This window comes from Bacillus sp. RO2 (assembly GCF_012911845.1).
GTDB lineage: Bacteria > Bacillota > Bacilli > Bacillales > Bacillaceae_I > Sutcliffiella_A.
The window spans coordinates 101024-127875 of record NZ_JAAXCU010000042.1; the positions used below are offsets into that span (position 1 = coordinate 101024).

30 protein-coding genes are annotated in these 26852 nt (G+C 39.7%); 21 read left to right on the forward strand and 9 right to left on the reverse strand.

The genetic code is table 11. The features are described from left to right. Positions 1-305 precede the first annotated feature (305 nt). From HF078_RS11545 to HF078_RS11565, 5 genes are all read left to right on the forward strand, one after another. Positions 306-1589, forward strand: coding sequence for a sugar ABC transporter substrate-binding protein (locus HF078_RS11545; RefSeq protein WP_169291299.1), 1284 nt, complete (start codon positions 306-308; stop codon positions 1587-1589). A gap of 81 nt (positions 1590-1670) precedes the next feature. Further along, a complete protein-coding gene (locus tag HF078_RS11550; protein WP_205825185.1) occupies positions 1671-2963 on the forward strand; it encodes a sugar ABC transporter permease in 1293 nt (430 codons plus the stop codon). Continuing rightward, on the forward strand, positions 2963-3805 hold the full coding sequence (locus HF078_RS11555) for a sugar ABC transporter permease (RefSeq protein ID WP_169291300.1): 843 nt from the start codon (positions 2963-2965) through the stop codon (positions 3803-3805). The genes HF078_RS11550 and HF078_RS11555 overlap by 1 nt, the downstream gene beginning before the upstream one ends. An 89-nt stretch (positions 3806-3894) precedes the next feature. After that, positions 3895-5445 carry an alpha-amylase family glycosyl hydrolase gene (locus HF078_RS11560; RefSeq protein WP_169291333.1) on the forward strand — a complete coding sequence of 517 codons (1551 nt, stop codon included), beginning with the start codon at positions 3895-3897 and terminating at the stop codon, positions 5443-5445. An 83-nt stretch (positions 5446-5528) separates the two neighbouring features. Then, positions 5529-6548 carry a LacI family DNA-binding transcriptional regulator gene (locus tag HF078_RS11565; protein ID WP_169291301.1) on the forward strand — a complete coding sequence of 340 codons (1020 nt, stop codon included), beginning with the start codon at positions 5529-5531 and terminating at the stop codon, positions 6546-6548. 443 nt (positions 6549-6991) lie between these two features. Here HF078_RS11565 and HF078_RS11570 read toward each other — a convergent pair whose 3' ends face one another. Then, positions 6992-7855, reverse strand: a complete 864-nt coding sequence (locus tag HF078_RS11570) for an SDR family oxidoreductase (RefSeq protein ID WP_169291302.1) — start codon at positions 7853-7855, stop codon at positions 6992-6994. An 82-nt stretch (positions 7856-7937) separates the two neighbouring features. Here HF078_RS11570 and HF078_RS11575 point away from each other — a divergent pair, with 82 nt between their 5' ends. Then, a complete protein-coding gene (locus HF078_RS11575) occupies positions 7938-8438 on the forward strand; it encodes a GNAT family N-acetyltransferase (protein ID WP_169291303.1) in 501 nt (166 codons plus the stop codon). Between the two features lie 57 nt (positions 8439-8495). On the opposite strand, the gene HF078_RS11580 is transcribed toward HF078_RS11575, so the two are convergent. Then, positions 8496-8987: a YajQ family cyclic di-GMP-binding protein gene (locus tag HF078_RS11580; protein ID WP_169291304.1), complete on the reverse strand. Its 492-nt coding sequence runs from the start codon at positions 8985-8987 to the stop codon at positions 8496-8498. A 206-nt stretch (positions 8988-9193) separates the two neighbouring features. Here HF078_RS11580 and HF078_RS11585 point away from each other — a divergent pair, with 206 nt between their 5' ends. Then, positions 9194-10045: a CvfB family protein gene (locus tag HF078_RS11585; protein WP_169291334.1), complete on the forward strand. Its 852-nt coding sequence runs from the start codon at positions 9194-9196 to the stop codon at positions 10043-10045. A 470-nt stretch (positions 10046-10515) separates the two neighbouring features. On the opposite strand, the gene HF078_RS11590 is transcribed toward HF078_RS11585, so the two are convergent. Beyond that, positions 10516-10647: a DUF3941 domain-containing protein gene (locus HF078_RS11590; RefSeq protein ID WP_082380839.1), complete on the reverse strand. Its 132-nt coding sequence runs from the start codon at positions 10645-10647 to the stop codon at positions 10516-10518. A gap of 64 nt (positions 10648-10711) precedes the next feature. After that, positions 10712-11575: a DegV family protein gene (locus HF078_RS11595; RefSeq protein WP_169291305.1), complete on the reverse strand. Its 864-nt coding sequence runs from the start codon at positions 11573-11575 to the stop codon at positions 10712-10714. A 215-nt stretch (positions 11576-11790) separates the two neighbouring features. Here HF078_RS11595 and HF078_RS11600 point away from each other — a divergent pair, with 215 nt between their 5' ends. Beyond that, on the forward strand, positions 11791-12636 hold the full coding sequence (locus HF078_RS11600) for a YitT family protein (protein WP_169291306.1): 846 nt from the start codon (positions 11791-11793) through the stop codon (positions 12634-12636). Positions 12637-12833: 197 nt separating this feature from the next. Here the strand turns inward: HF078_RS11600 and HF078_RS11605 are convergent, their stop codons facing one another. From HF078_RS11605 to HF078_RS11615, 3 genes are all read right to left on the reverse strand, one after another. Further along, a complete protein-coding gene (locus HF078_RS11605; RefSeq protein WP_481748014.1) occupies positions 12834-13073 on the reverse strand; it encodes a DUF3813 domain-containing protein in 240 nt (79 codons plus the stop codon). Beyond that, positions 13073-13225, reverse strand: coding sequence for a hypothetical protein (locus HF078_RS11610; protein WP_010192046.1), 153 nt, complete (start codon positions 13223-13225; stop codon positions 13073-13075). Before HF078_RS11610 ends, HF078_RS11605 begins: the two co-directional genes overlap by 1 nt. Positions 13226-13316: 91 nt before the next feature. Beyond that, positions 13317-14123 (reverse strand): Cof-type HAD-IIB family hydrolase, encoded by an 807-nt coding sequence (locus HF078_RS11615; RefSeq protein ID WP_169291307.1) that lies wholly within the window; start codon positions 14121-14123, stop codon positions 13317-13319. Between the two features lie 142 nt (positions 14124-14265). Between HF078_RS11615 and HF078_RS11620 the strand changes: the two genes are divergently transcribed. The 5 genes from HF078_RS11620 (at position 14266) to clpB (ending at position 18881) form a co-directional block, all read left to right on the forward strand. Continuing rightward, complete coding sequence (locus HF078_RS11620) at positions 14266-15078, forward strand: alpha/beta fold hydrolase (protein ID WP_169291308.1); 813 nt, start codon at positions 14266-14268, stop codon at positions 15076-15078. Then, positions 15053-15367, forward strand: a complete 315-nt coding sequence (locus HF078_RS11625; protein ID WP_346775337.1) for a metal-sulfur cluster assembly factor — start codon at positions 15053-15055, stop codon at positions 15365-15367. The genes HF078_RS11620 and HF078_RS11625 overlap by 26 nt, the downstream gene beginning before the upstream one ends. Before the next feature lie 33 nt (positions 15368-15400). Further along, positions 15401-15739, forward strand: a complete 339-nt coding sequence (locus HF078_RS11630; RefSeq protein WP_169291310.1) for a DsrE family protein — start codon at positions 15401-15403, stop codon at positions 15737-15739. Positions 15740-15873: 134 nt separating this feature from the next. Beyond that, positions 15874-16053, forward strand: coding sequence for a YjzC family protein (locus tag HF078_RS11635; RefSeq protein WP_010192036.1), 180 nt, complete (start codon positions 15874-15876; stop codon positions 16051-16053). A 233-nt stretch (positions 16054-16286) separates the two neighbouring features. Continuing rightward, positions 16287-18881 carry an ATP-dependent chaperone ClpB gene (gene clpB / locus HF078_RS11640; protein WP_169291311.1) on the forward strand — a complete coding sequence of 865 codons (2595 nt, stop codon included), beginning with the start codon at positions 16287-16289 and terminating at the stop codon, positions 18879-18881. A gap of 450 nt (positions 18882-19331) precedes the next feature. Here clpB and HF078_RS11645 read toward each other — a convergent pair whose 3' ends face one another. Next, positions 19332-19514 carry a YjzD family protein gene (locus HF078_RS11645; protein ID WP_060665204.1) on the reverse strand — a complete coding sequence of 61 codons (183 nt, stop codon included), beginning with the start codon at positions 19512-19514 and terminating at the stop codon, positions 19332-19334. A 114-nt stretch (positions 19515-19628) separates the two neighbouring features. On the opposite strand from HF078_RS11645, the gene HF078_RS11650 reads away from it, so the two are divergent. The 5 genes from HF078_RS11650 (at position 19629) to HF078_RS11670 (ending at position 22810) form a co-directional block, all read left to right on the forward strand. Next, complete coding sequence (locus HF078_RS11650; RefSeq protein ID WP_169291312.1) at positions 19629-19766, forward strand: hypothetical protein; 138 nt, start codon at positions 19629-19631, stop codon at positions 19764-19766. Between the two features lie 143 nt (positions 19767-19909). Further along, positions 19910-20650, forward strand: coding sequence for an alpha/beta hydrolase family protein (locus HF078_RS11655; protein ID WP_169291313.1), 741 nt, complete (start codon positions 19910-19912; stop codon positions 20648-20650). Between the two features lie 91 nt (positions 20651-20741). Continuing rightward, the gene (locus HF078_RS11660) at positions 20742-21512 is read left to right on the forward strand and encodes an NAD-dependent epimerase/dehydratase family protein (RefSeq protein ID WP_169291314.1); all 771 of its coding nucleotides are present in this window, start codon (positions 20742-20744) and stop codon (positions 21510-21512) included. A gap of 140 nt (positions 21513-21652) precedes the next feature. After that, positions 21653-22606 (forward strand): BMP family ABC transporter substrate-binding protein, encoded by a 954-nt coding sequence (locus HF078_RS11665; RefSeq protein ID WP_169291315.1) that lies wholly within the window; start codon positions 21653-21655, stop codon positions 22604-22606. A 15-nt stretch (positions 22607-22621) separates the two neighbouring features. Then, positions 22622-22810 (forward strand): ComZ family protein, encoded by a 189-nt coding sequence (locus HF078_RS11670; RefSeq protein WP_060665200.1) that lies wholly within the window; start codon positions 22622-22624, stop codon positions 22808-22810. 47 nt (positions 22811-22857) lie between these two features. Here HF078_RS11670 and HF078_RS11675 read toward each other — a convergent pair whose 3' ends face one another. Further along, positions 22858-23100, reverse strand: coding sequence for a hypothetical protein (locus HF078_RS11675; RefSeq protein ID WP_169291316.1), 243 nt, complete (start codon positions 23098-23100; stop codon positions 22858-22860). 355 nt (positions 23101-23455) lie between these two features. Between HF078_RS11675 and HF078_RS11680 the strand changes: the two genes are divergently transcribed. The 3 genes from HF078_RS11680 to HF078_RS11690 all read left to right on the forward strand — a co-directional run bounded on the left by HF078_RS11680 (position 23456) and on the right by HF078_RS11690 (position 26580). Next, the gene (locus HF078_RS11680; RefSeq protein WP_169291317.1) at positions 23456-24388 is read left to right on the forward strand and encodes a beta-ketoacyl-ACP synthase III; all 933 of its coding nucleotides are present in this window, start codon (positions 23456-23458) and stop codon (positions 24386-24388) included. A gap of 48 nt (positions 24389-24436) precedes the next feature. Further along, positions 24437-25675, forward strand: coding sequence for a beta-ketoacyl-ACP synthase II (gene fabF / locus HF078_RS11685; protein ID WP_169291336.1), 1239 nt, complete (start codon positions 24437-24439; stop codon positions 25673-25675). A gap of 122 nt (positions 25676-25797) precedes the next feature. Further along, positions 25798-26580 carry a DUF2268 domain-containing putative Zn-dependent protease gene (locus HF078_RS11690; RefSeq protein WP_169291318.1) on the forward strand — a complete coding sequence of 261 codons (783 nt, stop codon included), beginning with the start codon at positions 25798-25800 and terminating at the stop codon, positions 26578-26580. Positions 26581-26852: the final 272 nt, after the last annotated feature.

Consider the following 26852-nt stretch of genomic DNA (forward strand, 5'->3'; position numbering starts at 1 on the left):
TCAATGGAGTTGGAAAGGTAAGGATAAAAAACTTACCATGCAAAAGTCCCGGAATCAATTCCATAAATTCATATATACCAAGGGTTGAAGTGTTTGGGGTTTTTTAAGTAGTTTCCTAATATACCAACATATTAAAGTTTTTTTAAAAAACAGGTTGTCAATTGGGCGAATACATGTATAATAAAAAGTGAAAGTTGTGCAATCGTTTTCATGGAAAATGTAAGCGTTATATGTTTTCGCTTACATTTTATGCAATCGTTTGTGCAACTTAGTAGAAAGATTATTCAAATGACGGAGGGGTCAAAATGAAAAAGTTTTTAGTAATGCTTATGGTTGCCGTCCTTACACTAGGCGTACTTGCAGCTTGTGGTCCACAGCGTGAAACAGGTAACAACGGTGGTTCAACAGAAGGCGAAGGTACTACAACTGAGGGTAAAGACAAGCCTGAAAAGTTAACAGTATGGGTTAATGATGATGAGAAACAAAGAGCGGCATTAGATGAGATCTTTGCAGCTTATAAAGAAGAAACTGGTATTGAAGTAGAAACTACTGCTATTTCTATGTTGGATCAAGTAGAAGCACTTGCTCTTGACGGTCCAGCTGGTAACGGTCCAGACGTTTTCTTTGGTCCACATGATCGTCTTGGTGACATCGTTCTACGTGGTCTTGCAGACCCAATCGACTTAGGAGATGATGCTTCTCTTTACAGTGAAACTGCGATTAATGCAGTAACAGTTGATGGTGAAGTTTATGGAGTTCCTCAAGTTCTAGAAACTTACGGTATGTTCTACAATAAAGATCTTGTTTCTGCAGAAGAAATTGCAACAATGGAAGGACTAATGAAAGTTGCTGAAGAGCAAACTGACGCTGGTCAAGATAAATACGGATTCTTAATGGAAGCAACTAACTTCTATTTCATCTATCCTTTCTTCGCTGGTAACGGCGGTTATGTTTTCAATAACGATGGATCTGGTTTCGATGCTAAAGATATCGGTCTTGCTAACGAAGGCGCTGTAGAAGGTGGAGAACTTGTTCAATCTTGGTTCGACAACGGATACATTCCTAAAGAAATCAATGGCGATATCATGAGTGGTCTTTTCACAGAAGGTAAAGTTGCAACTGTTCTTACAGGTCCTTGGAACATCGGTACTTACAAAGATGCTTTAGGTGACAAATTAGGTACAGCTACACTTCCAAAACTTGAAAATGGTGACGTTCCAAAATCTTTCGTTGGTGTAAAAGCTTGGATGTTAAGTTCTTACTCTGAGAATCAAGAGTGGGCAATCGACTTAATGAAGTTCATCACTAACTATGACAATGCAATGAAATACTATCAAGCTGCTGGTGAAATGCCTGCACTACAAGAAGCATTAGATAGCGAAGAAATTGCAAACGATGAAATCATCGGTGCATTCGCTGAGCAAACTCAATACGGTGAGCCAATGCCAAACATTCCACAAATGCAACAAGTTTGGGATCCTATGGGTAGCGCTCTTCAATTCATCGCTAACGGCGACGATGTTGGTGAAGTATTAGAAGAAGCAGTAAAAACAATCGAAGATAATATTGCAGCTAGTGGAGCTGAATAATTACTAACGATTAAACCTGGTGGGTAGACTAAATTGCAATGCTAGTCTACCCACTATATTTCTTTAAGAGGAGGATCTGCTATGTCCGGCACAGCAACTGAAAAAATGCGCTCACACAATCCAACCTTAGCAATGGTCCTTTCCATTATTTTTGCAGGGTTAGGTCAACTTTATAACCGCAGATATGCGAAAGGGATTACATTCATCATCATTGAAGCTGCATTTTTGATTACTTTTTTCGAGTTTCTTAACATTGGTTATTGGGGACTATTCACACTTGGAGAAATTCCTCGAGTAGACCACTCCATCTTTTTGTTAATACAAGGACTAATTTCTGTTATTATCACTGTGTTTGCAGTGGCCTTATACTACCTGAATGTAGTGGATGCGAGAAATAATGCGATCGACTTAAAGTTGGGAAAAGAAAAGCCAACTGTAAAAGAAGCGCTTAAGAGCTTCTATGACAATGGATTTCCTTATTTTATGGTCATTCCAGGATTAATCCTGCTTTTATTCATCGTTGTTCTTCCTTTAATGTTCATGGTTTCGTTGGCATTCACGGATTACAACCTATATAATACGCCTCCAAGAGCTTTATTGAGTTGGGTAGGCTTTGAGAACTTTACAAGTCTGGTATCGATTCCACTTTGGAAATCCACATTTGTAAGTGTGTTTGCCTGGACGATTGTTTGGACAGTTTGTGCAACAACAGGCCAGATTGCGTTAGGACTATTTTTAGCATTGCTAGTAAATGACCCCCGTATTAAATATAAACGCTTTATCCGTACTATTTTAATTTTACCGTGGGCTGTGCCTGCATTTGTTACAATCTTGATCTTCGCTGCGATGTTTAACGACCGTTTTGGTGCCATTAACCGTGACATCCTTAGTACAATCGGTGTTGCGCTTCCATGGTTGACCGATCCGTTCTACACTAAAATCGCTATCATCATGATTCAAACTTGGTTAGGATTCCCGTTCGTATTCGCATTGTTTACAGGTGTACTTCAAAGTATATCTAAAGACTGGTACGAAGCGGCAGATGTTGATGGAGGAACACGATTCCAGAAATTTCGTTTCATCACTATGCCACACCTTTTATTTGCAACTGCACCACTTTTAATTATGCAATATGCAGGAAACTTCAATAACTTTAACATCATCTATCTGTTTAATCAGGGTGGTCCTGCTGTGCGTGGTCAAAATGCCGGAGGATCGGATATCTTGATTTCATGGGTATATAAACTGACATTCGATACGAGTAACTACAACATGGCAGCAGCAATATCAATCATACTCGGACTTATTGTAGCTGGTTTTGCCTTCTTCCAATTCCGTCGTACTCGTTCGTTTAAAGAGGAGGGTAATATTTAATGAACCTAAAAACGAAATCCAAGATCGAAGTATCATTGATCTACTTATTCCTAGGCTTCATGTTCATCATTATTGCCTACCCGCTTTTATGGACTATCGGACTATCCTTGAATCCTGGAACAAGTCTTTATTCCGCATCCATGATTCCTGAAAACTGGTCACTTGAGCACTATGTTTGGTTATTTACAGATCCTCAAAGTGACTACTTGATCTGGTATAAAAATAGTATTCTGGTTGCAGTAGCCAATTCATTTTTCTCTGTATTAGTAACTGCGTTTGTCGCTTATGCCTTTTCTAGGTACCGCTTTAGAGGAAGAACGTATGGATTATACGCATTCTTACTATTGCAAATGTTCCCGGCATTAATGGCGATGGTAGCCATCTATATTTTATTGAATATGGTCGGTTTATTGGATACTCTTGTAGGTTTGACAATCGTATATATTGGTGGACAGATTCCATTTAATGCATGGCTTGTAAAAGGGTATTTTGACACGATTCCAAAAGAGTTGGATGAAGCGGCTAGAATGGACGGAGCAGGACATTTTGGAGTTTTCTTCAAAATCATGCTTCCGCTTGCGAAGCCGATCTTAGCGGTTGTAGCGCTATTTAACTTCATGGCACCATTTACAGACTTTATTTTGCCACGAATTGTATTAAGAAGTCCTGAAAACTTTACGTTAGCACTAGGATTATTTAACTTTATCAATGATCAATTTGCTAACAACTTTACCCGTTTTGCGGCAGGTTCTATTTTAATTGCCATTCCAATAGCATTGTTATTCTTGTTCCTACAACGCTATTTAATCGCAGGACTAACTGCAGGTGGAACAAAAGGATAAGAATAGTATATAATCGTTTATGGAAAGCAAGGGTTTATCTAACCGTAAGCTGTACTACTAAAACGATTTAAGGGAGGGAAGCGGAATTGATGAAAAGAGTGAAGGGGCTCATTCTCGTTCCGTTTCTTCTTTTTTCTGCATGGTTCGTTCCATCCGTTCAACCTGTTAACGCTGAAAAAGAAGAACACGCATGGCAAGATGAGATTATGTATTTTATTATGATTGACCGATTTAACAATGGTGACACCTCTAATGACTTTGAGGTAAACCGAAATGATCCAAAAGCATACCATGGCGGAGATTTCCGCGGGATTACAGAAAAGCTGGATTACTTAAAGGATATGGGATTTACAGCCCTATGGCTGACCCCTATCGTTCAAAATGAAGAAAAAGGGTATCACGGTTATTGGACGGAAGACTTCTATAATACAGAAGAACATTTCGGTACCATGGAAGAATTTAAGGAACTAGTGAAAGAAGCTCATAAAAGAGACATGAAAATCATTGTGGACCTCGTCGTCAACCACACTGGTTATCAGCATGCATGGCTAAACGAAGCAGAGAAGAAAGATTGGTTCCACCCAAACGAACCTATCCACAATTGGGATGACCAAGAACAAGTGGAAAATGGTTGGATATACGGTCTTCCAGATTTAAATCAAGAAAATCCCGAAACCAGAGAGTATTTGATTGAAATGGCCAAATGGTGGATTGAAGAGACAGACATTGACGGCTACAGATTAGATACCGTCAAACATGTACCGAAAGATTTCTGGATAGAATTTACTGAGGAAGTTAAATCAGTGAAAGAAGATTTTTTCTTAATCGGGGAAGTATGGCATGATGACCCGAACTATGTGGCAGGATACCAAGAAACTGGGATAGATTCGTTTGTGGATTTTCCAACATACAATGAACTTACCCGTGTATTTTCTGGGCCTGATGAATCGTTGACTCGTTTGGATTCCCTGTTCAAAAGCAAGCAAAACTTATACGATAATCCTTATGTTCTGGGAACCTTCTTGGACAATCATGATGTAGAGCGCTTCACAAGAGCTGCTATCAAAAAGAAACAACATCCTCCAACACGATTGAAGCTGGCATTGGCCTATATGTACACGACACCAGGTATACCGATTATGTATTATGGGACCGAAATAGCGCTTGATGGGGGAGAAGACCCAGATAACCGCAGAGATATGAACTTTAGAGTAGATGAGGAACTGATAAATTATATTACAAAGCTGGCTGAACTGCGTAAAACGATGCCAAGCTTAACACACGGTACGTATGAAATGGTTTATGACGATGATGCCATGGCCGTAATAAAACGCGAGTACGAAGGAGAAACCACCTTTATCGCAATCAATAATTCCAGTGAGACGCAAGTAGCTCCAATCGATGCTGAAGTTGTAGGTGAAGACCTTGAACTACGTGGAACATTGGGAGACGAATTGGTTCGTAATTCTGAAGGAAAATACTCGATAGGATTAGATAGAGAATCAGCAGAAATCTATACCGTTAAAGAAGATTCTGGTATTAATGTTGGGTTTGTCAGTGCGATGGCATTGATTTACGGTGGTTTTATTGCTTTTATTGCAGCTGCTGTAATGAGAAGAAAGAAAAAGAATAATAAATAAATGTACCTACCTCCTCCATTAAGGGGGAAGGTACTGTTAATATTGTATGCGTTTCCAATTAATCAAGGGGGAGGGATAGGTGCATGGCAGTTACCATAAAAGATGTCGCAAAAATTGCCAATGTGGCACCTTCCACAGTTTCTCGCGTTATCGCGAACAATCCACGCATAAGTGAAAAAACAAAAAAACGCGTGAGAGAAGCAATGGAAGAGCTTGGATACCATCCAAACTTTATCGCCAGAAGCCTGGCTAATCAGTCCACACAAGTAATCGGACTTGTGATGCCTGCATCGGCAGATAAAACATTTCAAAACCCATTTTTCCCGGAGGTGCTAAGAGGAATTAGCACTGCCGCCCATGAAAAACAATATGCTCTGCATATGTCAACAGGTGTAACGGGCAACGAGATCCTAGAAGGTGTTATGCAAATGGTTCAAGGACGTCGTGTTGATGGGATCATCCTTCTATATTCGGCAGTAGAAGATAAAATTATCAAGTATCTGCAAAAAGAGTGTTTTCCATTTGTCGTGATCGGTAAGCCATTTGAGCAGGTAGAAGAAATTACCCATGTGGATAATGACAATTACCGTGCAGCGAAAGAAGCGACACAGCACCTTATTAGTCTCGGACATGATAGAGTAGCATTCGTTGGAGGTAGTATTCAACTCGTGGTAACCATTGACCGCTTGTTAGGATATGAAAAAGCAATAAGGGACGCAGAAATTCCATACAAGGATGAATACATCATTCATGAAGAGTTCCTTAAAGAAGGTGGACAAGAAGCAATTTCCGAGCTTCTTTCTCTTGATGAGCCACCTACAGCGCTAGTAGTTTCCGACGATCTGATGTCACTAGGTATCCTTAATACCTTGCATGATATGGGAATTTCGGTACCAGATCAGATGTCCATTGTGAGTTTTAATAATGTGTTGCTGGCAGAAGTGGCAAGGCCTCCATTAACTTCTGTTGACATCAACATTTTCCAATTGGGATTCCAGGCTGCGAAAACATTGATTCAAAAAGTGAAAGATCCTTCTGAGCCAACAAAGAGAATTATTATCCCGCATACGATGGTGAAACGACAGACGTGTAAGGAAATATGACGGGGTTTTGGGTAAAGGATTAAATGAATAAATTATGATAATTGAATGAAGCCTTCCTCCGACGATGGGGTTGGCTTTTTTTCATTTTTACTAGAAAGAGGTTGTTTTTGGACTTTTTTTGAGGTTTTTTAGGATAAAAAACGGTTCGGTCAAATTGATTGGTTGTTCGGACAATTGAAGACCACCAAAGAGGTATGTTCGGACAAGAATTGGCGGTGTTCGGTCAAGTTTCAACTGAGGTTTGGACATTCTAATTTTAGGTTTGGACAAATATTCAAAAACTTCGGTCAACAATGGAGAATCTTTGGACAACTTTCAGAAAACTTCGGTCAAAAATGAGAAAACTTCGGACATTTATCCAAACCCACCCCGTCCGCAATAGTACAAAACCCTAAAAAGCGCCCTCCTATAAGTCGAAGAGCGCTGAGTATGAGCAAAAAAACTTACCCGTTCACAATCTTGCCGCCATTCACGTGTAACATCTGTCCAGTCATATACGAAGCATCATCACTTGCCAAAAACACATAGCTTGGTGCGACCTCTTCTGGCTGTCCCGGACGTTTCATGGGTGTATTGGCACCAAAGCTCGCTACCTTCCCGCTAGAAAAAGTTGATGGAATCAGTGGCGTCCAAATCGGTCCAGGAGCTACTCCATTTACTCGTATCCCTTTTCCAACCAATTGTAGAGCCAGCGAGCGAGTAAATGCTACGATGGCACCTTTAGTTGCGGAATAATCCACAAGCAGTTCATTCCCCGCGTATGCTGTGACAGATGCTGTATTGATAATGCAACTGCCGCTTGGCAAAAAAGGTAAGGCAGCCTTAGTCAAATAGAAAAAGGAAAAAATGTTCGTTCTGAATGTTTTCTCGAGTTGTTCAGCTGTAATATCTTCAATACTTTCCTGTGGATGCTGTTCTGCTGCATTGTTGACAAGAATATCAATTTTATTAAAGTTGGCAATTGTCTCATCCACGATTTGCTTGCAAAATGTCTCTTCACCAATATCTCCAGCAATGAGGTGACACTTCCGACCTTCTGCCTCCACCTGCCTTTTTGTTTCCTTGGCATCCTCATGTTCATTTAAATAGACGACTACAAGGTCGGCCCCTTCTTTTGCAAAATAAATAGCGACAGCTCTACCAATCCCGCTGTCCCCGCCAGTGATGATTGCCACCTTATCCTTTAACTTACCACTGCCTTTATATGTGGAGTCTTCTGACTTAGGTTTTGGTGTCATCTCGGACTCTATGCCTGGCTGTTTGTTTTGATGCTGTGGGGGAAGCGTTTGTTTCTGCTGATTTGTCATAAATAGCACCTCCAATAATCTTTCCTATTATGAGAAAAGCGCCTATAATTTATCCAATGAGAGAAAAAAGGGGGAGAGTAACATGATAATTAGAGAAGCAGGAATAGGAGATGCAGAAGAACTTTTGAAGCATGCTAAAAAAGTATATGGTGAAGGCCGCAATCTTTTAACGGCACCGGAAGAATTCAAAGTTACCTTAGAACAGGAAGTACAGTGGTTACAAGATAATAGGCAAAAAGGACACTTAACCCTTGTGGCAGAACAAGGTTCGACGATCGTAGGCATGCTAAATGCTACGAAAGGTTCTAGAAAAAGAGTAAAACATATCTGTATGTTTGGAATCAGTATTCAAGAAGAATACTGCAACAATGGATTAGGAAGCAAGATGATACATAGATTGCTCAATTGGGCAAAAGAAGATAAAGATATTGAGAAAGTGTGCCTAGAAGTATTCGCCCACAACGAGCGTGCGATACATGTTTACGAAAACCTTGGATTTAAAGTGGAAGGAAGAAAAGAGAGGCATGTAAAATTTGAGGACGGAACGTATTCGGACGAACTGATTATGGGACAATTTGTGTAAGGAAAGAAAATTACCCCCGTCATTTTTTTAAAACGGGGGTATATGTATGGTCACAGCTTAACGATAGTTTACAAATTGTAGGTCAATATCCAAATCAGCCTCACGAAGAGCTGCAATCACCTGTTGGAGATCATCACGATTCTTTCCAGTAACGCGCACTTGGTCATCCTGGATTTGAGTTTTTACCTTCAAACCTGAATTCTTGATAATTGTGTTAATTTTTTTCGTATTGTCCTTATCAATGCCTTGGACAAGCTTACCACGTTGACGAACTGCCCCTTTAGAAGCATCTTCCATTTTGCCGTATTGAATATTTTTCGTTGGAACATTTCGCTTGATCATTTTGCTGACCATTACATCTTTTAGTTGATCCAGTTTAAATTCACTGTCCGATAAAAGAACAATTTCTTCTTTTTCTAGCTTGATGTCACTGACAGAGCCTTTAAAGTCAAATCGATTCTGAATTTCTTTTAACGCAATATTTATGGCGTTTGTCACTTCTGCTAAATCTACTTTTGAAACAATGTCAAAAGAACTCTCTTTTGCCATGGAAATCCCTCCATCATAGGTTTTAAAAATTTTACCAAAAGGTAATTATAAGAAAAATATCGCTTTCTGTTCCTAATTATAGTAGAATAAAGCGATTTGGACAACTTAATCAAAGTCATGTACACTTTACATAACAAAATCCAACTTTCGTTTACTAGGCGAATGTTGATGATAATAATGGGCAAAAAGGAAGGTATAAAGAAATGATGGAAACAGGAACGGTTTTAGAATTAACTGTTGATCGAGAGACGCCGCTTGGATACATGCTTACAAATGGAGAAGAAACAATCCTTCTTCATAAAAATGAAGCAACTAGAGAATTAGGGGAAGACGAGACGGTAGAGGTTTTTCTATACTCCGACCAAAAAAGTCGAATTACAGCTACCATGACCATCCCTAAAGGCCTTAATGGGCATGAATGGATGGAAGTAGTGGAGGTGCTCCCAGGTCTAGGCGCCTTCATTAACATCGGAATTGCAAAAGATGCCCTTATTCCGGCGGATGACTTACCGGTATATGAAGAAATATGGCCGCAAGTCGGTGCCCATTTGCTTTGCCGTGTAAAAACGGACCGCCGTGGAAAACTGATCGGAAAACTTGCCACACAAGACGTGATGTTAGATAGATCTATTAAAGCCCCATCTAATATCCTTAATCAAAATATTCAAGGGACCATCTATCGACTTCTAAAAGTGGGGAGCTATATCATTTCCAACGAAGGCTATATTGGATTCATCCATAATTCAGAACGCAAGGAAGAACCAAGATTAGGACAAGTGATAGAAGGAAGAATCATTGATGTAAAGGACGACGGAACCATCAACGTGTCTCTGTTGCCTCGTAAACAAGAAGCAATGGATGAAGATGCCCAGGTTATCATGGACTACTTGGACCTAAGGGGCGGAGCAATGCCGTATAGTGATAAAAGTGCCCCTGATGATATTAAGGAACAGTTCAATATCAGCAAAGCCGCATTTAAGCGTGCAATGGGTAAGCTCATGAAACAAGGGTTGATCCGTCAGTCTGAAGGTTGGACGTATAAGAAGGAAGAAGAATAAAAGTGTGTTCGGCTTCGCCGGAAATGCAGCTCATTAGGTGACTAGTGGGCTGTTTTTGTTTTCATTGGGCGTGTAGTAGCCTTTGGAGTTGGAAAACGTTGGCGTCTCTAAGCCCGAGCAGTCGAAAATCCCAAGCGAAATGTCTAATAGATGGGCTCTATACGCCCGACCAGTCGAAAATCCAAAGTGAAATGTCTAATAGAAGGGTTCTATACGCCCGAGCAGTCGAAAATCCCAAGCGAAATGTCTAATAGATGGGCTCTATACGCCCGACCAGTCGTAAATCCCAAGCGAAATGTCTAATAGATGGGCTCTATACGCCCGAACAGTCGAAAATCCCAAGCGAAATGTCTAATAGATCCCCCTCTATAAGCCCAAACAACCCACCGTGCAACCCTAATTGTCAAATAGAATCCTCCCCACACAAAAGAAGCCGCCCCCCAATAAAAGAAGCGACTCTCCAATACATCCTACAAATGATCCGTCTTCTTAGAATACTGACGCTCACCTTTTTGTGCATTCTTCTCACGTTGCATATTCTTTTCGTGGAGCTTGGCGTTATTGTCTTTCGCTTTTTTATCGTTATCGCTTGTATGTGGCATAGAAAAACCTACCCCTTTCTCAAAAAGATAGGAATAGGTTGTCCTGCCTGCATGAAGTTATGTGTTACGCTTTTTTCCCATTGAGGAAGAATAAGGCGATGGTTCCTGGACCGGCATGGGCGCCTACTGCTGACCCGATTGAAGTAATCGTAAAGTCATCACAATCACACAATTCTTTAATCATCTCTTTTAACGCTTCTGCAGTAGCAAGATCATCTCCGTGGCTGATTCCAATTCGTTGAACAGACGTGTCAAAACCGTTCCGTTCTCTCATTACTTCGACCATCCGACGCAAAACTTTCTTACGGCCACGGATTTTTTCCAATGGCATCAACTTTCCGTCTTCCATGTGAAGCAATGGTTTGATATTCAGCAGGCCTCCAACAAATGCGGATGCTTTACTTACGCGGCCGCCTCGTGCCAAATAATCCAAATTGTCTACGGTGAAAACATGTTCCATGTGGTGAATATCTTCATTCACCGCTGACAATAATTCTTCTTTGGAAGCCCCGCCGCTAGCCATTTCAGCAGCTCTCTTTACAACAAGCCCATATCCTAAAGAAGCACACTTTGAATCGATAATAGTCAAGTCGAGCTCAGGATACTCTTCCAATACTTCTTTTTGCATAAGTACTGCTGTTTGATATGTACCTGATAATTCAGAAGAGAATGCTACATAAATAGCTGTTTCACCATTCTTTGCTACACTAGTAAATAAATCTTTCATAAAGACTGGGGATGCTTGTGAGGTTTTCACCACTTCGCCGTTGCGCATCGCATCATACACTTGGGAAGAATTAATAGTGACCATGTCCTCATATTCAGTTTCTCCAAACAGTACTTTTAGCGGAATAAGGTCTATCATTTCACTTGCAAAAAAATCTTTTGGTAAGTCGCTTGCACTATCTGCAATAATTCTTATTGTCATAAGGTCACCTTCTTTACTATACTTACAAGCATGGGTTAAGCTGTATTAGAAAAATTATTATTACTTCCATACGAGGAATAATACTCCTTTTTTCAAGTTTACCCATTAATGAATCACTCTTCAAGAAAAGAAAATGGAGATTTTCGTTTTGGAAGGGTAAAAAGAGGCAAAATACATAAAATAAGGCAGCAGGCTGTTAGGAGGTTTTGGGCCATATGGATGTCCAGCAACATGTAAAAAAGGTGCTAATTGTACTAATAGGAGCATTTCTTAATGCAATCGCAATGAACTTCTTCCTGATACCCGCGGATGTTTATGCAAGCGGATTTACTGGTGTATCACAGCTGATATTCCGTATTTCAGAAGATTTTCTTCCGTTCACGATTTCTACAGGTATTACGTTATTGCTTCTCAATATACCCGTTACGATTTTAGCGTGGAAGAAGGTAGGACGCTCTTTTACTATTTATAGTTTTCTTAGTGTTTTCCTCATGTCATTTTTTCTTGAGGTTGTACCGATTTACAGCTTTAATGACGATATTTTGCTTAATGCTGTTTTTGGCGGTGTCATCGCTGCGGTAGGTGTAGGTTTGACACTTAAGTGGGGAGCTTCCACAGGTGGTCTTGATATCATTGCCATGATTTTATCCCGAATGAAGGACAAGCCTGTCGGAACTTACTTTTTTGCACTGAATGCAGTAATTATTGTTACGGCTGGTCTTGTATTTGGGTGGGAAAAAGCATTATACACGCTTGTGACACTTTATGCTTCTACTCGTGTTATTGACGCAATACATACAAGACATGAGAAGTTGACTGCCATGATTGTAACGAAGAAGGGGCAGGCGGTTAAAGAAGCCATTCATGCGAAAATGGTGAGAGGAATTACGTCTGTTCCTGCTCGCGGGGGATTTACTGGAGAGGATAAAGAAATGCTGATGATTGTTATCACTCGTTATGAGATGTATGATTTGGAGCGGATTTTGAAGGAAGCGGATCCGAATGCTTTTACTAATATCGTAGAGACCGCTGGTATTTTCGGGTTCTTCCGGAAAGATTAAGTACCGTTAAACACCTCTGGTGATTTTCGCAAATGGCTTAGCTTTCCCAGGGGCGGTGCTTGAGCCTCCTCGCTATGCTGTGGGGACTAAAGCTACCGCTATCTCCCTCAGGAGTCTTTGCCCTTTGCTCCAATCACCAGCTCGAAATTTTGAAAAACAGCGCACAAGCTTTCATATGGCTTGTGCGCTGTTTTGTGTTACTTGTCTTGTTGGCTGTTGAAAAGTTCTTCCTGCAATTCGCGAAGCTGTGCTTTTTCGGCTTCGTTTGAATTTGCATAAGCGGAGGATAATGCGTTTTTGGCAACACTCATCGAATTCGAATTGATTTCAGATGAATAATCATGTTTATGGTTATGCTCAGATGCAGAATCATGCTTTCCCTTTACAACATTCATCACTGCTTCACGAGCGGATTGGAATAATTGGTTTCCCATCATTATATCCCTCCAAGAGAATTGCGTTCGGCTTGATGTGCTTTACGCTCTTCTGCTTGTTCCATCGTAAGGTGATAAGGGATTTGCTGATCATGAAGCTGTACAGAATTTTTACCCTGCTGAACAAAACGTTTTGATTTGCTGCTTCTACCCATTATGAAAGCCCCCCTTTTCAAATAGGACAATCACTTGTCCACTATCTAGTCTAAGTAAAAGTGGTGCTTTCTATGAGGGCAAATATTGGTCTTAAAGCTGCAGTTTTTTCTCTAGGAAGACAGCAATCCCATCTTCTTCGTTACTTAATGTTACTTCGTTAGCTTTAGCTTTCAGACCATCAATTGCATTGCCCATTGCGACGCCAGTACCTGCATACTCAATCATTTCATAATCGTTATCTTCGTCGCCAAAAGCAATAATGTTTTCTTTAGGAATATTGTAATGAGCAGCAACTCTTTGTAATCCCACTGCTTTGTTCATCCCAGTCCGCACAAGCTCGATGACGTGCCATGGTGCAGCCCATCGTCTGTGATCAATGACCTCTGCATGAACTTCAGATAAATATTTTCTAATTTTTGGAACTTCATCTTCACTTGCATGAATGAGAATACATGTAGGGTCCTTTTTCAGTACTTTTCTCAGGTCACCCGTTTCAATTTTTGGATTGCCAAACCCGAAGATATCTAACAATTTTTCATCATGAAAGTGAAAATAAACATCATCTATTACCTCTGCTAAAATATTATGTATATTATATTTCTCGCTCACTTCAACAATTTCTTTTACTGTATTAATGGAAAGTGGTTCATGATAAACTCCCCATTCATCGTTCCCAGGGTAGTGCACAAAAGCTCCGTTAAAATTTACTATTGGAGTGGTGAGATTCATTTCCTCATAATACATGATGCTTGCTCTGTATGGACGTCCCGTTGCGATTACTACTTCGTGTCCTTGCTCCATAGCTTTTTGAAGGGCGATTTTATTTCGTTTGGAAATTTTTTTGTCATCTGTCAATAATGTTCCGTCTAGGTCAACTGCAATTAGATGTTTATCCACCGTATCAAACTCCTTTTTTGTACATAAAAAAATATTGCTGATTTAAGTGTAACCTTTTTCAAATTTGATTGTCTACATGTTAAACTAGACAAGAGTCTATTAAATAGGAAAAATGAGGTAAATATGGACAGGGGGACGTAAGATGATCAATGTCGTCAAGCAGAAGACAGGTGCTGTTTCGTTTCTTCATGTGTGTGAAGCAGATTCCTTTTCAAATTCTAAGCCTACTGTTATCTTTGTACATGGGTTTCAAAGTGTGAAGGAAAATAACTTGCATTATGCCTATCTTTTAGCAGAGAAAGGATTTCGTGTAATACTTCCCGATTGCATCCATCATGGAGACAGAGACAGCGGATTAAAGAGTCAAGAAATGATGCAGTCATTCTGGGAAATTGTCATCCAGACTGTTCATGAAATAGATATTCTTAAAAAACACCTAACAGAATCAGGATTATCGGATCAAGCTGAAATTGGGGTTGCCGGCACATCAATGGGTGGAATTGTAACATTCGGTGCATTAAAAAAATACCCTTGGATCAAAGCAGCAGTCAGTTTAATGGGCTGCCCTAGTTATCAAGATTTTGCACGCTACAAAGTGGACAAATTTCTTGAAGCAGGTTTTGCTTTACCATTTACTGAAGAGCAATTGGAATCCTATTATGCAAAATTAAAACCATATGACCTCTCAACCGATCCATCATCCCTTAACGCGCGGCCTTTGTTATGTTGGCATGGAAAACGAGACCAAGAGGTTCCGATTGATCCGTTATTAACGTTTGTAAAAAACAATAAAGGTTATTATAAAAATAAGCCGAACAATATGAAGGTCATTGTGGATGAATATGCAGATCATAAAGTGAGCAGAGAAGGTGTGTTGGCAACAGTGGATTGGTTTGCTGAGCATCTAACTCAAAATGTAAAGGAGCGATATCATGCAGGAAGCATTAAAAGATAAAGTAATGGAAATATTGGAGGAAGTAGAAGACCCAGAACTAGGTGTTGACATTGTTAACCTTGGACTGGTTTATGATGTGGACATAGATGCATCTAATAATGTTGATATAACGATGACATTGACATCGATTGGCTGCCCGCTTGCTGGGGAGATCGTGGAAGATGTGAAAAAGAAGCTGGCACCAGTGGAAGAAATTAATGAGGTGGACGTAAACATTACATTTAATCCGCCTTGGAGTAAAGATCGAATGTCCCGTCTGGCTAAGATAGCATTGAACGTTACAGACTAAAAGACGAAATTGATTGCAAAGGGAGAAATGAGCATGAAAAACAAAGTGATACTTGTCAGTTCTAATCAGTTGGGAAAAGGCGATGAAGCTTTAGGGGAAGGTGTTTTAGAAACATTTTTTACGATTCTAAAGCAACGTGAAGAGAAGCCAGAGGCAATCTTCCTGATGAATACAGGGGTGTATACGTTAACAGAGGATTCTCTGGTTTCTGTTCACTTAAAAGAAATACATGAATCTGGAGTTCCGGTTTATGCTTGTAAAAGTTGTGTTGATCATTATGAGGTGGAACAGAAGCTCATTAGCGGAGAGATTAGTGGCATGTCTCATTTTATCGACCTTGCTTCCAAGCATGAAGTTTTAACGATTGCTTAAAAATGGATGACATACCCTTCCATGGTTTGAGTCATGAAACAGGACAACTTGGGTACGATAAAAGGGAGATAGTTTCATCTCATTTTTAGGGACAGTCTTAGAATTTTCATGATCTGACTATAGGAGGTAATCGTATGGGACAGAATCAACAATTCAGACCGGGTCAAAAAGCGCCGAATAACGGGATTTATCTTGAAATTGGGGAGACCGGAAGCGGAGTTAAAAATCCTCAAAAGGTAAACTTAAAAGCCGGGGACACTTTTCCCGAAACTTCCAATCATAATCGCCTGTGGGCGAAAAAGCGCCGTCCGTAACTATTAAGTCATCCTCTTTTTATTGAGAGGGTGGCTTTTTTGGATATATCCTTTTCACTCAACTAGAAACTTTTACGAGGAAGATACGTAATTATAGCTGGATTGTAACTTTTAAAGAGGTTATTGTAACTATTTTTGTTGGGATTATTACTTCTTAAGAGGCTATTATAACTATTTTCGTCTATATTGTAACTTTTATAAAAAAAATTTGATAAAAAGGAGTGACCTCAAATATGAACATTAATCAAATGACCACCAAGCTTCAGGAGGCCATTGTGATGGCCAAGAGTCTTGCAGAAAAGATGAATCATCAGCAAATTGAACATGAGCACCTTCTTCTTGCATTGCTTCAACAATATGAGGGGCTTACAGAAAGAGTCCTGCAAAAGCTGAAAGTAGACACTCAATCGCTCCAAACAGATCTCAATAAGCTGCTTAAATCAAAACCTGAAGTAAGCGGTGCAACCAGCGATGCATACATAAGCAATCAACTAAACCAGACATTCAAAAAAGGCGATGAATGGAAAACAGATTGGGAAGATGATTATCTCTCCATTGAACATATACTTCTTGCCCTATTTCATCAGAACAGCACAACCAATCAATTGAAAAAGTTAAGCAATACCCACAATCTCGACGAAGCACGGTTAAAACAAGCCATCCAAGAAATAAGGGGGAACCAAAGAGTGACATCAAAAGAGCCAGAATCTACATACGAAGCGTTGAAAAAATACGGAAGAGATTTAATCGAAGAGGTAAAAAGCGGAAAGCTAGATCCTGTAATTGGCCGTGATCAGGAAATTCGGAGGGTTATCAGAATTCTCTCAAGAAAAACAAAGAATAACCCGGTCCTTATTGGAGAACCTGGGGTAGGAAAAACCGCAATAGTTGAAGGTCTGGCGCAGCGTATTGTAAGAAAGGACGTTCCAGATGGCCTGAAAGATAAAACAATATTCTCCTTGGACCTTAGCTCGCTCGTAGCGGGTGCTAAATACAGGGGCGAATTTGAAGAGAGATTGAAAGCTGTTCTTCAGGAAATCAAAAAGAGTGACGGACAGATTCTGCTTTTCATTGATGAGCTACACACGATAGTCGGTGCAGGCAAGACAGAGGGCTCCATGGATGCGGGAAATATGCTCAAACCGATGCTCGCACGCGGTGAATTACACTGTATTGGTGCAACCACATTAAATGAACATAGACAATATATTGAAAAAGACCCGGCATTAGAACGTCGCTTTCAACAGGTCCTTGTCCAGGAGCCTACAGTTGAAGACACCATCTCAATCTTACGTGGACTCAAAGAACGTTTTGAAATACATCATGGTGTTAACATACATGACCGTGCTATCGTTTCTGCGGCAGTTCTATCCAACCGATATATATCTGAACGCTTTTTACCAGACAAGGCCATTGATCTTGTGGATGAAGCATGTGCCATGATACGGACAGAGATAGATTCAATGCCATCAGAACTTGATGAAGTGACTAGAAGGGTCATGCAACTCGAAATTGAAGAGGCGGCCTTAAAGAAAGAAAAGGATCAAGCAAGCATAGAGAGGCTCACCCAACTTCAACAGGAACTAGCCAACTTAAAAGAGAGGGCTTCTGCTATGAAAGCACAGTGGCAACTGGAAAAGGATGATATCCAATTAGTAAGAGTCAAAAGGGAAGAGTTGGAAAAGTTAAAACGTGATCTGGAAACGGCTGAAAATAATTATGATTTGAATAAGGCTGCAGAACTTAGACACGGGAAAATACCTAGCTTAGAAAAAGAACTTATGCAACTTGAAGAGAAAGCCAGACAGAAAAAAGAATCAAACCAACTTTTAAGAGAAGAAGTAACAGAAGAAGAGATAGCTGGCATTGTTGCAAAATGGACAGGTATTCCCGTTATGAAGCTTGTGGAGGGGGAAAGAGAGAAGCTATTAAAATTGGAGGAAATCCTACATGAACGGGTTGTAGGTCAGGAAGAAGCGGTTCAACTTGTGTCTGAGGCAGTGATTCGCGCAAGAGCAGGAATCAAGGATCCAAATCGTCCAATCGGCTCATTCATTTTTCTTGGTCCTACAGGGGTTGGGAAGACGGAACTTGCCAGAGCTCTTGCACAATCGCTTTTTGATAGTGAGGAACAGATTATTCGCATTGATATGTCAGAGTATATGGAAAAACATGCGGTGTCAAGGTTGATCGGCGCACCTCCAGGATATGTTGGCTATGAAGAAGGAGGGCAATTGACCGAAGCAGTCAGAAGGAAACCATATTCTGTCATACTCTTGGATGAAGTAGAGAAAGCTCACCCTGAAGTTTTCAATATCTTATTGCAAATGCTCGATGACGGAAGAATTACAGATTCTCAAGGTAAAACCGTCGATTTTAAGAATACGGTTATAATCATGACCTCCAATATAGGCTCTCCTATTTTGTTGGAACATGCAGGGGATGAGCTAACAGAAGATACGAAGGAAAAAGTTTTTCAGCAATTACGAGGCCACTTCAGACCGGAATTGTTAAATCGAATAGATGATACCGTCATCTTTTCTCCATTGTCCAAAAATGAAATTGGATTGATTGTAGAAAAGTTAATAAAGGATTTACAAAAGCGTCTGGAGGATAAACATTTGACATTAACCCTCTCAGATGAGGCAAAACGTTTTATTGCCGACAGTGCTTATGATCCCGTTTTTGGTGCACGACCGTTAAAAAGGTTTATCCAAAAACACATCGAAACCCTTATTGCAAAAGAAATAATTAGAGGAAGCATCCAAGATTTTCAACAGATTATTATTGATGTAGAAGGAGGAAAACTCATCATCCGTGACAAATAATAATATTAGATAAGTTTAGTAATATGAGTTTTTCTAGCAGTTTATTGGAGCAAAAGGCGAAGAAGCAAGCGGGGGAGTAGCGACAATGTTGAGACACTTCAGGGACGAAGCCTCTGAAACACTTATAACGTAACGTTTTTTATGATTCCTAGCTGGTGATTGGAGCAAAAGGCGAAGACTCCTGAGGGAGCTATCGCTATGTGGAGACCCCGCAGGCGTAGCCGAGGAGGCTCCAACAGTACCCCTAGGAAAGCGAAGCCATTTGCGGAAATCAACAGCGGTGTTTAGCGAAATTCAAAAATGAAGGTCTTTTTCAGTGGCTTCCGCAGGGAACCGAGGAGGCTCAAGATCGCCCCGCAGAAAGCGAAGCCGTTTGCGGAAATAAACTGCGGTCCTTTAACCAACAAAAAAAGAACTTGTCTCTGGGAGCAAGTTCTTTTTTTACAAAAATTAATGCTTTTCTGCTGGTTCGTTTGGTAACGCTTCCCCGATTAGCATAACTAATACAGAGAAAACAATTGCAATGATTGAAGCTAATACGTAGTTATATGTATCACCCTGCATGTTAGCAACAACATAAGAAACCATGTTTATAAGAAGAAGTGACCAGAAAATAGTCCAAAATGCGCGCATTGTGACTCCCCCTCCATTCATTATTTCAAAAGCTCATTCAGAGGATATTTTACCACAAACACGACATATAATAAATGTAAATATGTTTAACTTAGTCGAAAAAGGGGTTGTTAAATGGTGAATAGTCATGAAAAATTACTTGAATTGAAATTGTTATTAGAACAAGAGGGAAGTAATTTGACAGAGCTTGGTCAACGTACTTTGGAGAGTTTGAAAGAAGAGCTTCAATATGATGAAGTGGGAAGGGAGTAGGTTTTAACGCCTTCCTTTTTCTTTTTTTAAAAGTATTTTTGTGATGAATTATATGGAAAAGTGGCCTTTTGACTCTGTCATAACAGAACTTTTCTACATAGCATACGATATATGAGTTTGTGAAGTGGGGGGAGATGAGTCGGATGAGCTTAAATCAACGCTTTTTTCAAATGGGCGGTCAATGGAATGCTGTACATGTGCCTGAAAAACCGAATGGTTTCGGCTGTCTAATCATTGGAGATACCAACCATTTCGTCGATGAACATAATAGCCTGTGGTTACAGCATATCGGGCGAAATAAAATTGTTGAAGAAATATTGAAATGTGGATATACGTTGTTTTATTCCAATCTTTATGGGGCTCATTGGGGCAGCGGCCAATCTGTTCTAATGGCTAAACAACTTTATCATATCATCATGAAACAGGAAATCTTGAATGATAAAATTCATATCATTGCAGAAGGGATGGGTGCGTTGACAGCCATGCAATTAATGGAAGAGTTAAAAGAAAAGATTCGTTCTGTTGCATTCATTAATCCTTGCATGGATATAAAAGCACAACTTGCACAAGAAAAGGATCGAAAGTTCTTCTATAAAAAAGTTAAAAATGAAATTGCAAAAGCATATAATGTGCCGGTTAAGGAATTAGAAGAATATCAGAACCTTCCAGACCTTTGGCAGTTTCAACAATGTTCAATACCAGTGAAGATCTGGCAGACCACTACCAATTTTACATTTGATCCAAACCTACATTGCAAGAAATATGAGGAGTTGCGGTCAAAAAATCAATCACCTGTCACAGTTGCCTATCATTTGGTGGAAAAACGCTATTCATACGGTCCATCCATATGCCAGTTCTTTAAAAAATATGAACAAGAATTATAAAAAGTCCCATTCCGCCCTCATGGAATTGGGACTATAATTTTGTTTTCATGCATATGGATACAATATCAATGAAGATAGGTGGTATATAAAAATGATGAAAAATGCAGTGGTCATTGGAGCCACCACACAAGTTGGTTTCGCACTTTGCCAATATTTAATTAATAAAGAAGTAGAAGTGACGGGGCTGGTATGGTCAGAGAAACTGGATGAGAAATCAGAAGAGATGCTAATGGAAATTGGACGTAACGCTTTCTTTCGTTATCAATCCAAACGGTCTTCTACTGAAAGCATAGATGCTGTATTTTATTGTTTAGACGATGTAGATAAATTGGGAGATAAAGAACAAGTTTTCTATGATGAATTAGCAGAAAATGCGAATAAGCTTGTATTTATCTCTTCGTATCGCAAGATGTCATGGAATGGTGAATATAGAAAACAAATAATGAAAAAGTTATCAGCCAGTTCCGATCCATCTTGTTACGTGATATATTTGCCTATGGTGTATGGCCCATGGCAGCAAGAAGAGGAACCGGTTCATAAAAGGTTATTAGAGCAATTAGAACAAAAAGAATCGGAACCGATAGCAATCAAAGAAAATGATGTATTGTTTGTGGAAGATGTCGCAGAAGCTATCTATACTTTCCTAAACCGCCATGAACGAGTGACTGAGGTCCTTTTTCAGAATGATAATCCAAAGGCGATGGAAGAATTAATAAAAGAGTTAAATTTAACTTTCTTAACTTCCGTTGAACCGGAGGAAACAAAAAAGCTAAAAAAGTACAAAGTGCCACAACGCCTTACAATAAAAGAAGGCATTCAAGCACAAAAAGATCAGATGTATTATAAATTAAAGATAGATTAGTAGAGAGTTGCCCCTCTATTCCAAGCATTTTAACAGAATATTAACTTTTCCTTTATAGACAAAGCATGTACAATATAAAAGGAAGATTAAAAACAGAAACAGAGGGGCAATCCTTTAAGGCACTAGGGGGTGGTACTTACATGAAAAAATCATTAATGGTAGTCATACTATTCATTCTTTTATTAACTGCATGTGGACAAACTACTCCTGAAAGTGGAGATCAGAAGGTTGGCTTGTTGGTCCCTGAAACGATAAGTGATCAAGTATGGGGAACAAAAGGCTATAAAGGGCTATTGCGGATTCAATCGGAATATGACCTAGATGTTTATTATAAAGAAGGCATACATACTGATATAGCTATTAAAGAAGCAGTGAAAGAGTATCATAAAGAGGGTGTTACCTTGGTATTTGGGCATGGCAGTGAATATGCACAAACATTCGATGCTATTTCTTCTGATTATCCAGAAATTCATTTTGTATGTTTCAATTCCCAAGTCCGAGGTGACAATGTAACTAGCTTAAATTTTGAAGCAAATGCAATGGGCTTTTTTGGTGGCATGGTAGCTGGTCATATGACGGAAACCAATACGATTGGAATTATCGCTGCATTTGAATGGCAACCTGAAGTGGATGGTTTCTTTGAAGGCGTTTTACATGAAAACCCTGATGCTAGGGTTTTGATAAAGTACACGCAAGACTGGAATGATCCTGATAAGGCATTGGAAATGCTTGATAACATGATCGAGCAAGAGGTGGATGTTGTTTATCCCGCGGGTGATGGATTTAACGTGCCTGTCATCAATAGTCTTAAGGAACAGGGGCTATATGCGGTTGGTTTTGTATCAGATCAATCAGACTTAGGGGAGAATACTGTTCTCACCAGTACCATTCAGCATGTCCCTGCCTTGTATGAATTGGTGGCAAGTCGTTTCTTTGCAGGGGAATTAGAATCTGGCAACCTATCCTTTGATTTTAAAGATGATGTTATATCCCTTGGGGCATTCAGTCCACTAGTTAGCAAGGAATACCAGGCTAGCATTAATCAACAAATAGAGGATTATAAAACTTCCGGCTTATTGCCAAACGAAAAATAGAAAGTAGGTACAAAAATGGAACAAGATAGAACGATGCAATATATGGCCATTGCCATGAAATATTTACCAGAAGCAAAACAGATGCTTGACGAAACAGGATTGGAGTTAGAGCCTCAACATATCCAACCACTTGTGTCTTTACTGACAAAAGTGATGGATGAAGCATACGAGCTTGGAAAACAAAATGCGTTAGACATAGAATAATAAGAAGGACTATCCAGACAAAGTGCTGGATAGTCTTTTTTAGCTCTTTATTTCTTGAAGTATTTTAAAATTGGAGAAAATTCCTTTATCATCGGCTTCAGTTTATTGACGGATTCCATAATAGAGTCAACCTGCCCGATAAGTGCGTAATAATCTTCTCCAACCTTTTTATCAGAAGTACTTTCCGTATTTTCTTCCGTGTTTTGTCTTCTAGGCGGACCACCAAACATCATTCTCGTAAAAGGATCTACATCGATTTCGGTTTCCACCTTCTTTTGTTCATCACTCATGATTTTCACCTCACCTATACAGCATTTATCCCCCTTTGAAACTATAGTATGCTGTCTACTTTATTTGGGATAGGCATTTGTCCAAAAGCTTTAAGCAGGATGAAAATGGGCATTTATATGTTGTCAATCACGTTATAATGAGTTAGAATTAGTACCAAGTCATAATAATTGATATTAAAAAAGTTTCTAGATGTTGGTTGGAGCAAAAGACGTAGACTCCTGTGGGAGAGTAGCGGCAATGTTGAGACCCCCACAAGCTTGCCGAGGAGGCTCAAGGTCGCCCCGCGGAAAGCAACAGCGGTATGTAAAGAACTTTATGTTTAAAAGTCCAATAAGAGAGTTAGGTGTTATATCGGTGAATGCAGGGATACTAGGAATCGGAAGATATGTACCTGAAAAAATATTAACCAATGCAGAATTGGAGCAAATGGTTGACACAACAGATGAATGGATAAAAACAAGAACAGGCATAGAAGAACGAAGAATTGCATCAGAAGACGTAGATACATCACATATGGCATATTTTGCGGCAGAAAAAGCATTAAAGAATGCAGGAATTACGGCAGAAGAGCTGGATATGATCATCGTTGCTACCGTAACGCCTGATAACCCCTTCCCAAGTGTTGCTTGCATGATTCAAGAGCGCCTTGGTGCCAAAAAGGCATGCGCTTTCGATATGAGTGCAGCATGCGCCGGATTTATGTATGGGATTATCACAGCAAAACAATTTGTTGAAGCAGGAACATATAAGCATGTTCTAGTAGTAGGTGTAGAGAAACTGTCCAAGATTGTGGACTGGGAAGACCGCAACACAGCAGTCCTATTTGGTGACGGAGCAGGTGCTACAATAATTGGTCCGGTTTCTGAAGGTAGAGGAATCCTATCTTTCGAACTTGGAGCAGACGGCACAGGAGCGAAACATTTATATCAGGATGAAACCATTGTAATGAATGGCCGCGAAGTATTTAAATTTGCGGTTCGCCAAATGGGTGAATCAGCTGTGAATGTATTAGAAAAAGCCGGCTTATCAAAAGAGGATGTAGATTTCCTTATTCCTCATCAGGCAAACATTCGAATAATGGAAGCGGCAAGGGAAAGGCTAGGGCTCCCTCTAGAAAAGATGTCGATGACCGTTCAGAAATACGGAAACACATCGGCTGCATCTATTCCGATCTCCATAGTGGAGGAAATAGAAAAAGGAAATATACATGACGATGATTTAGTAGTTATGGTAGGATTTGGTGGAGGTTTAACATGGGGAGCAATCGCCATCAGATGGGGAAGATAATAAATATTAATTGGATATAACGCTGGAAGGAGCAAGAAAATGATGCAAATGCCTAAAAAAAGAGTAGTAGTAACTGGTCTTGGAGCGGTGACTCCGATCGGTTTAAATGTAAATGAGGCGTGGGAAAATGCCATCAACGGAGTTTCTGGCGTTGGCCCCCTTACTAGAGTAGACAGTGAAAAATTCCCGGCAAAAGTTGCTGCAGAAATCACCAATTTTAATGCAGAAGATTTTATGGATAAAAAAGAAGCGAGAAGAATGGATCGATTTACTCAATACGCAATCGCAGCTTCATTTATGGCTGTGAAAGATGCTAATCTAGACATTACAGATGAAATAGCTCCTAGAGTAGGTGTTTGGGTAGGTTCTGGAATTGGCGGAATGGAAACCTTTGAACAACAATACAAAACCTTCCTAGAAAAAGGAGCGCGTCGTGTTAGCCCGTTTTTCGTACCAATGATGATTCCTGATATGGCTACAGGTCAAATCAGTATCGCACTTGGAGCAAAAGGTGTGAACTCTTGTACCGTAACTGCTTGTGCAACAGGTACAAACTCCATTGGAGATGCATTTAAAGTTATCCAGCGCGGTGATGCTGATGTCATGATTTCCGGGGGAACAGAAGCGCCATTGACGGAGATGTCCTTTGCTGGCTTCAGTTCGGCAAAAGCTTTATCCATGAATCCAGATCCTAAGACCGCAAGTCGGCCATTTGATGCAAATCGCGACGGCTTTGTCATGGGGGAAGGCGCTGGTATTGTCGTGTTGGAAGAGCTTGAACATGCCTTGGCACGCGGTGCTCGCATTTATGCCGAAATAGTTGGATATGGCGCGACTGGCGATGCCCATCATATTACAGCACCTGCTCCAGGCGGAGAAGGCGGTGTCCGTGCGATGAAAATGGCAATAGAAGATGCCGGCTTGCAACCAGCAGATATTGATTATATTAATGCTCATGGAACAAGCACAGAATATAATGACAAGTTTGAAACACTGGCTATTAAAGAAGTACTTGGTGGACATGCAAAAGATGTAGCAATCAGTTCTACAAAGTCTATGACAGGTCACTTGCTAGGAGCAGCAGGTGGGGTAGAAGCAATTTTCACTATTAAGGCAATCGAAAACGCCATTATTCCACCGACCATTAATTTAGAAACACCTGATCCAGAATGTGACCTTGATTATGTACCAAACGAAGCAAGGCATAAAGAAGTCACAGCTGCAATGAGCAACTCACTTGGTTTCGGCGGGCACAACGCAACGATTGTGTTTAAAAAATACCAATAAATGAATTTAGTTAAAGGCAGTAGAAAGTTATTTAAACTTTCTGCTGTTTTTTTTGTTACCTCACCAATCCATCCTCTTCATCATACAATGACATCAAAAAGCAAAGAAAAGGGCTGTAGAACATGAGTATTATTCATACGGATAGATGGTTGGAAGAGGACTATCACCAGCCATTGAACATTTCCAAGAAATTGCTGAAGTACTTTGAGGACGTAACTGCAGCGGAACTTTATGATTATCTGATTATGCATGGGATGTACCGACCTGTTAGGGATGGGAAAGGTACTGTTGAAAAATTAAAGACATTGGATTGCTGGAATATTGTATTGGCAGAATGGAAACGTTTAAAAAAACTATGGAACGGCCCAGACATCCCAATCTTTATTTTTCCTTCAGACAAATATAACAATCAAATTAAAAGAGATTTCAAAGGGAAAGCCGGTGTGGCTTTCAAAGACAAACTGTTTTTATTTCTACCAGAGGATATTGAAATTAATGAAATGAAGGCTTTGTTGACTCACGAGTATAACCATATATGTGTACTCTCTAAAAATTATAGAAAAGATGACCAATATACCCTTCTAGATTCTGTACTAATTGAAGGACTAGCGGAAAGTGCAGTAAAAAGCCTAGTTGGAAAAGAATATACCTCTAGCTGGACATCTTATTACACAGATAAGGAACTAGAAAACTTCTTAAATAAAATCATCATTCCCAATAAAGATGTAAAAAAGAGTGATAAGGATCATATGAAACTGCTTTATGGCAAAGGGTTTTATCCAAAAATGCTTGGTTATTGTGTTGGTTATTATCTCGTTCAGAAAATATTGAAGGAGGAGAAAATTAACTACCGTGTTTTGATGACAAAGAGCCTTTCTGAGATAACAAAGCTATCAATTGGATAATTCTTTGAGGAATAGGAGAAAAATAACAAAAAACAAAAAATCTAGCAAAAAAGGCTAGTTTTTTTGTTTTTTTTTGTATATAATCAGTTTTTGTAGAAGATTGCTACAAGTTTTAATTAAAAAAATTTTTAGTTTATTTTCAAAATAAGCTTGAACTTGTAACGGAATTGTAATAATATACAAACAGACGATAATTATTTTCCGATAATTTAGTTTTTACAGTCAATTTCGAGTAAAAAGACTGAAGATTTCGTAATAAACGGCATGGAAAA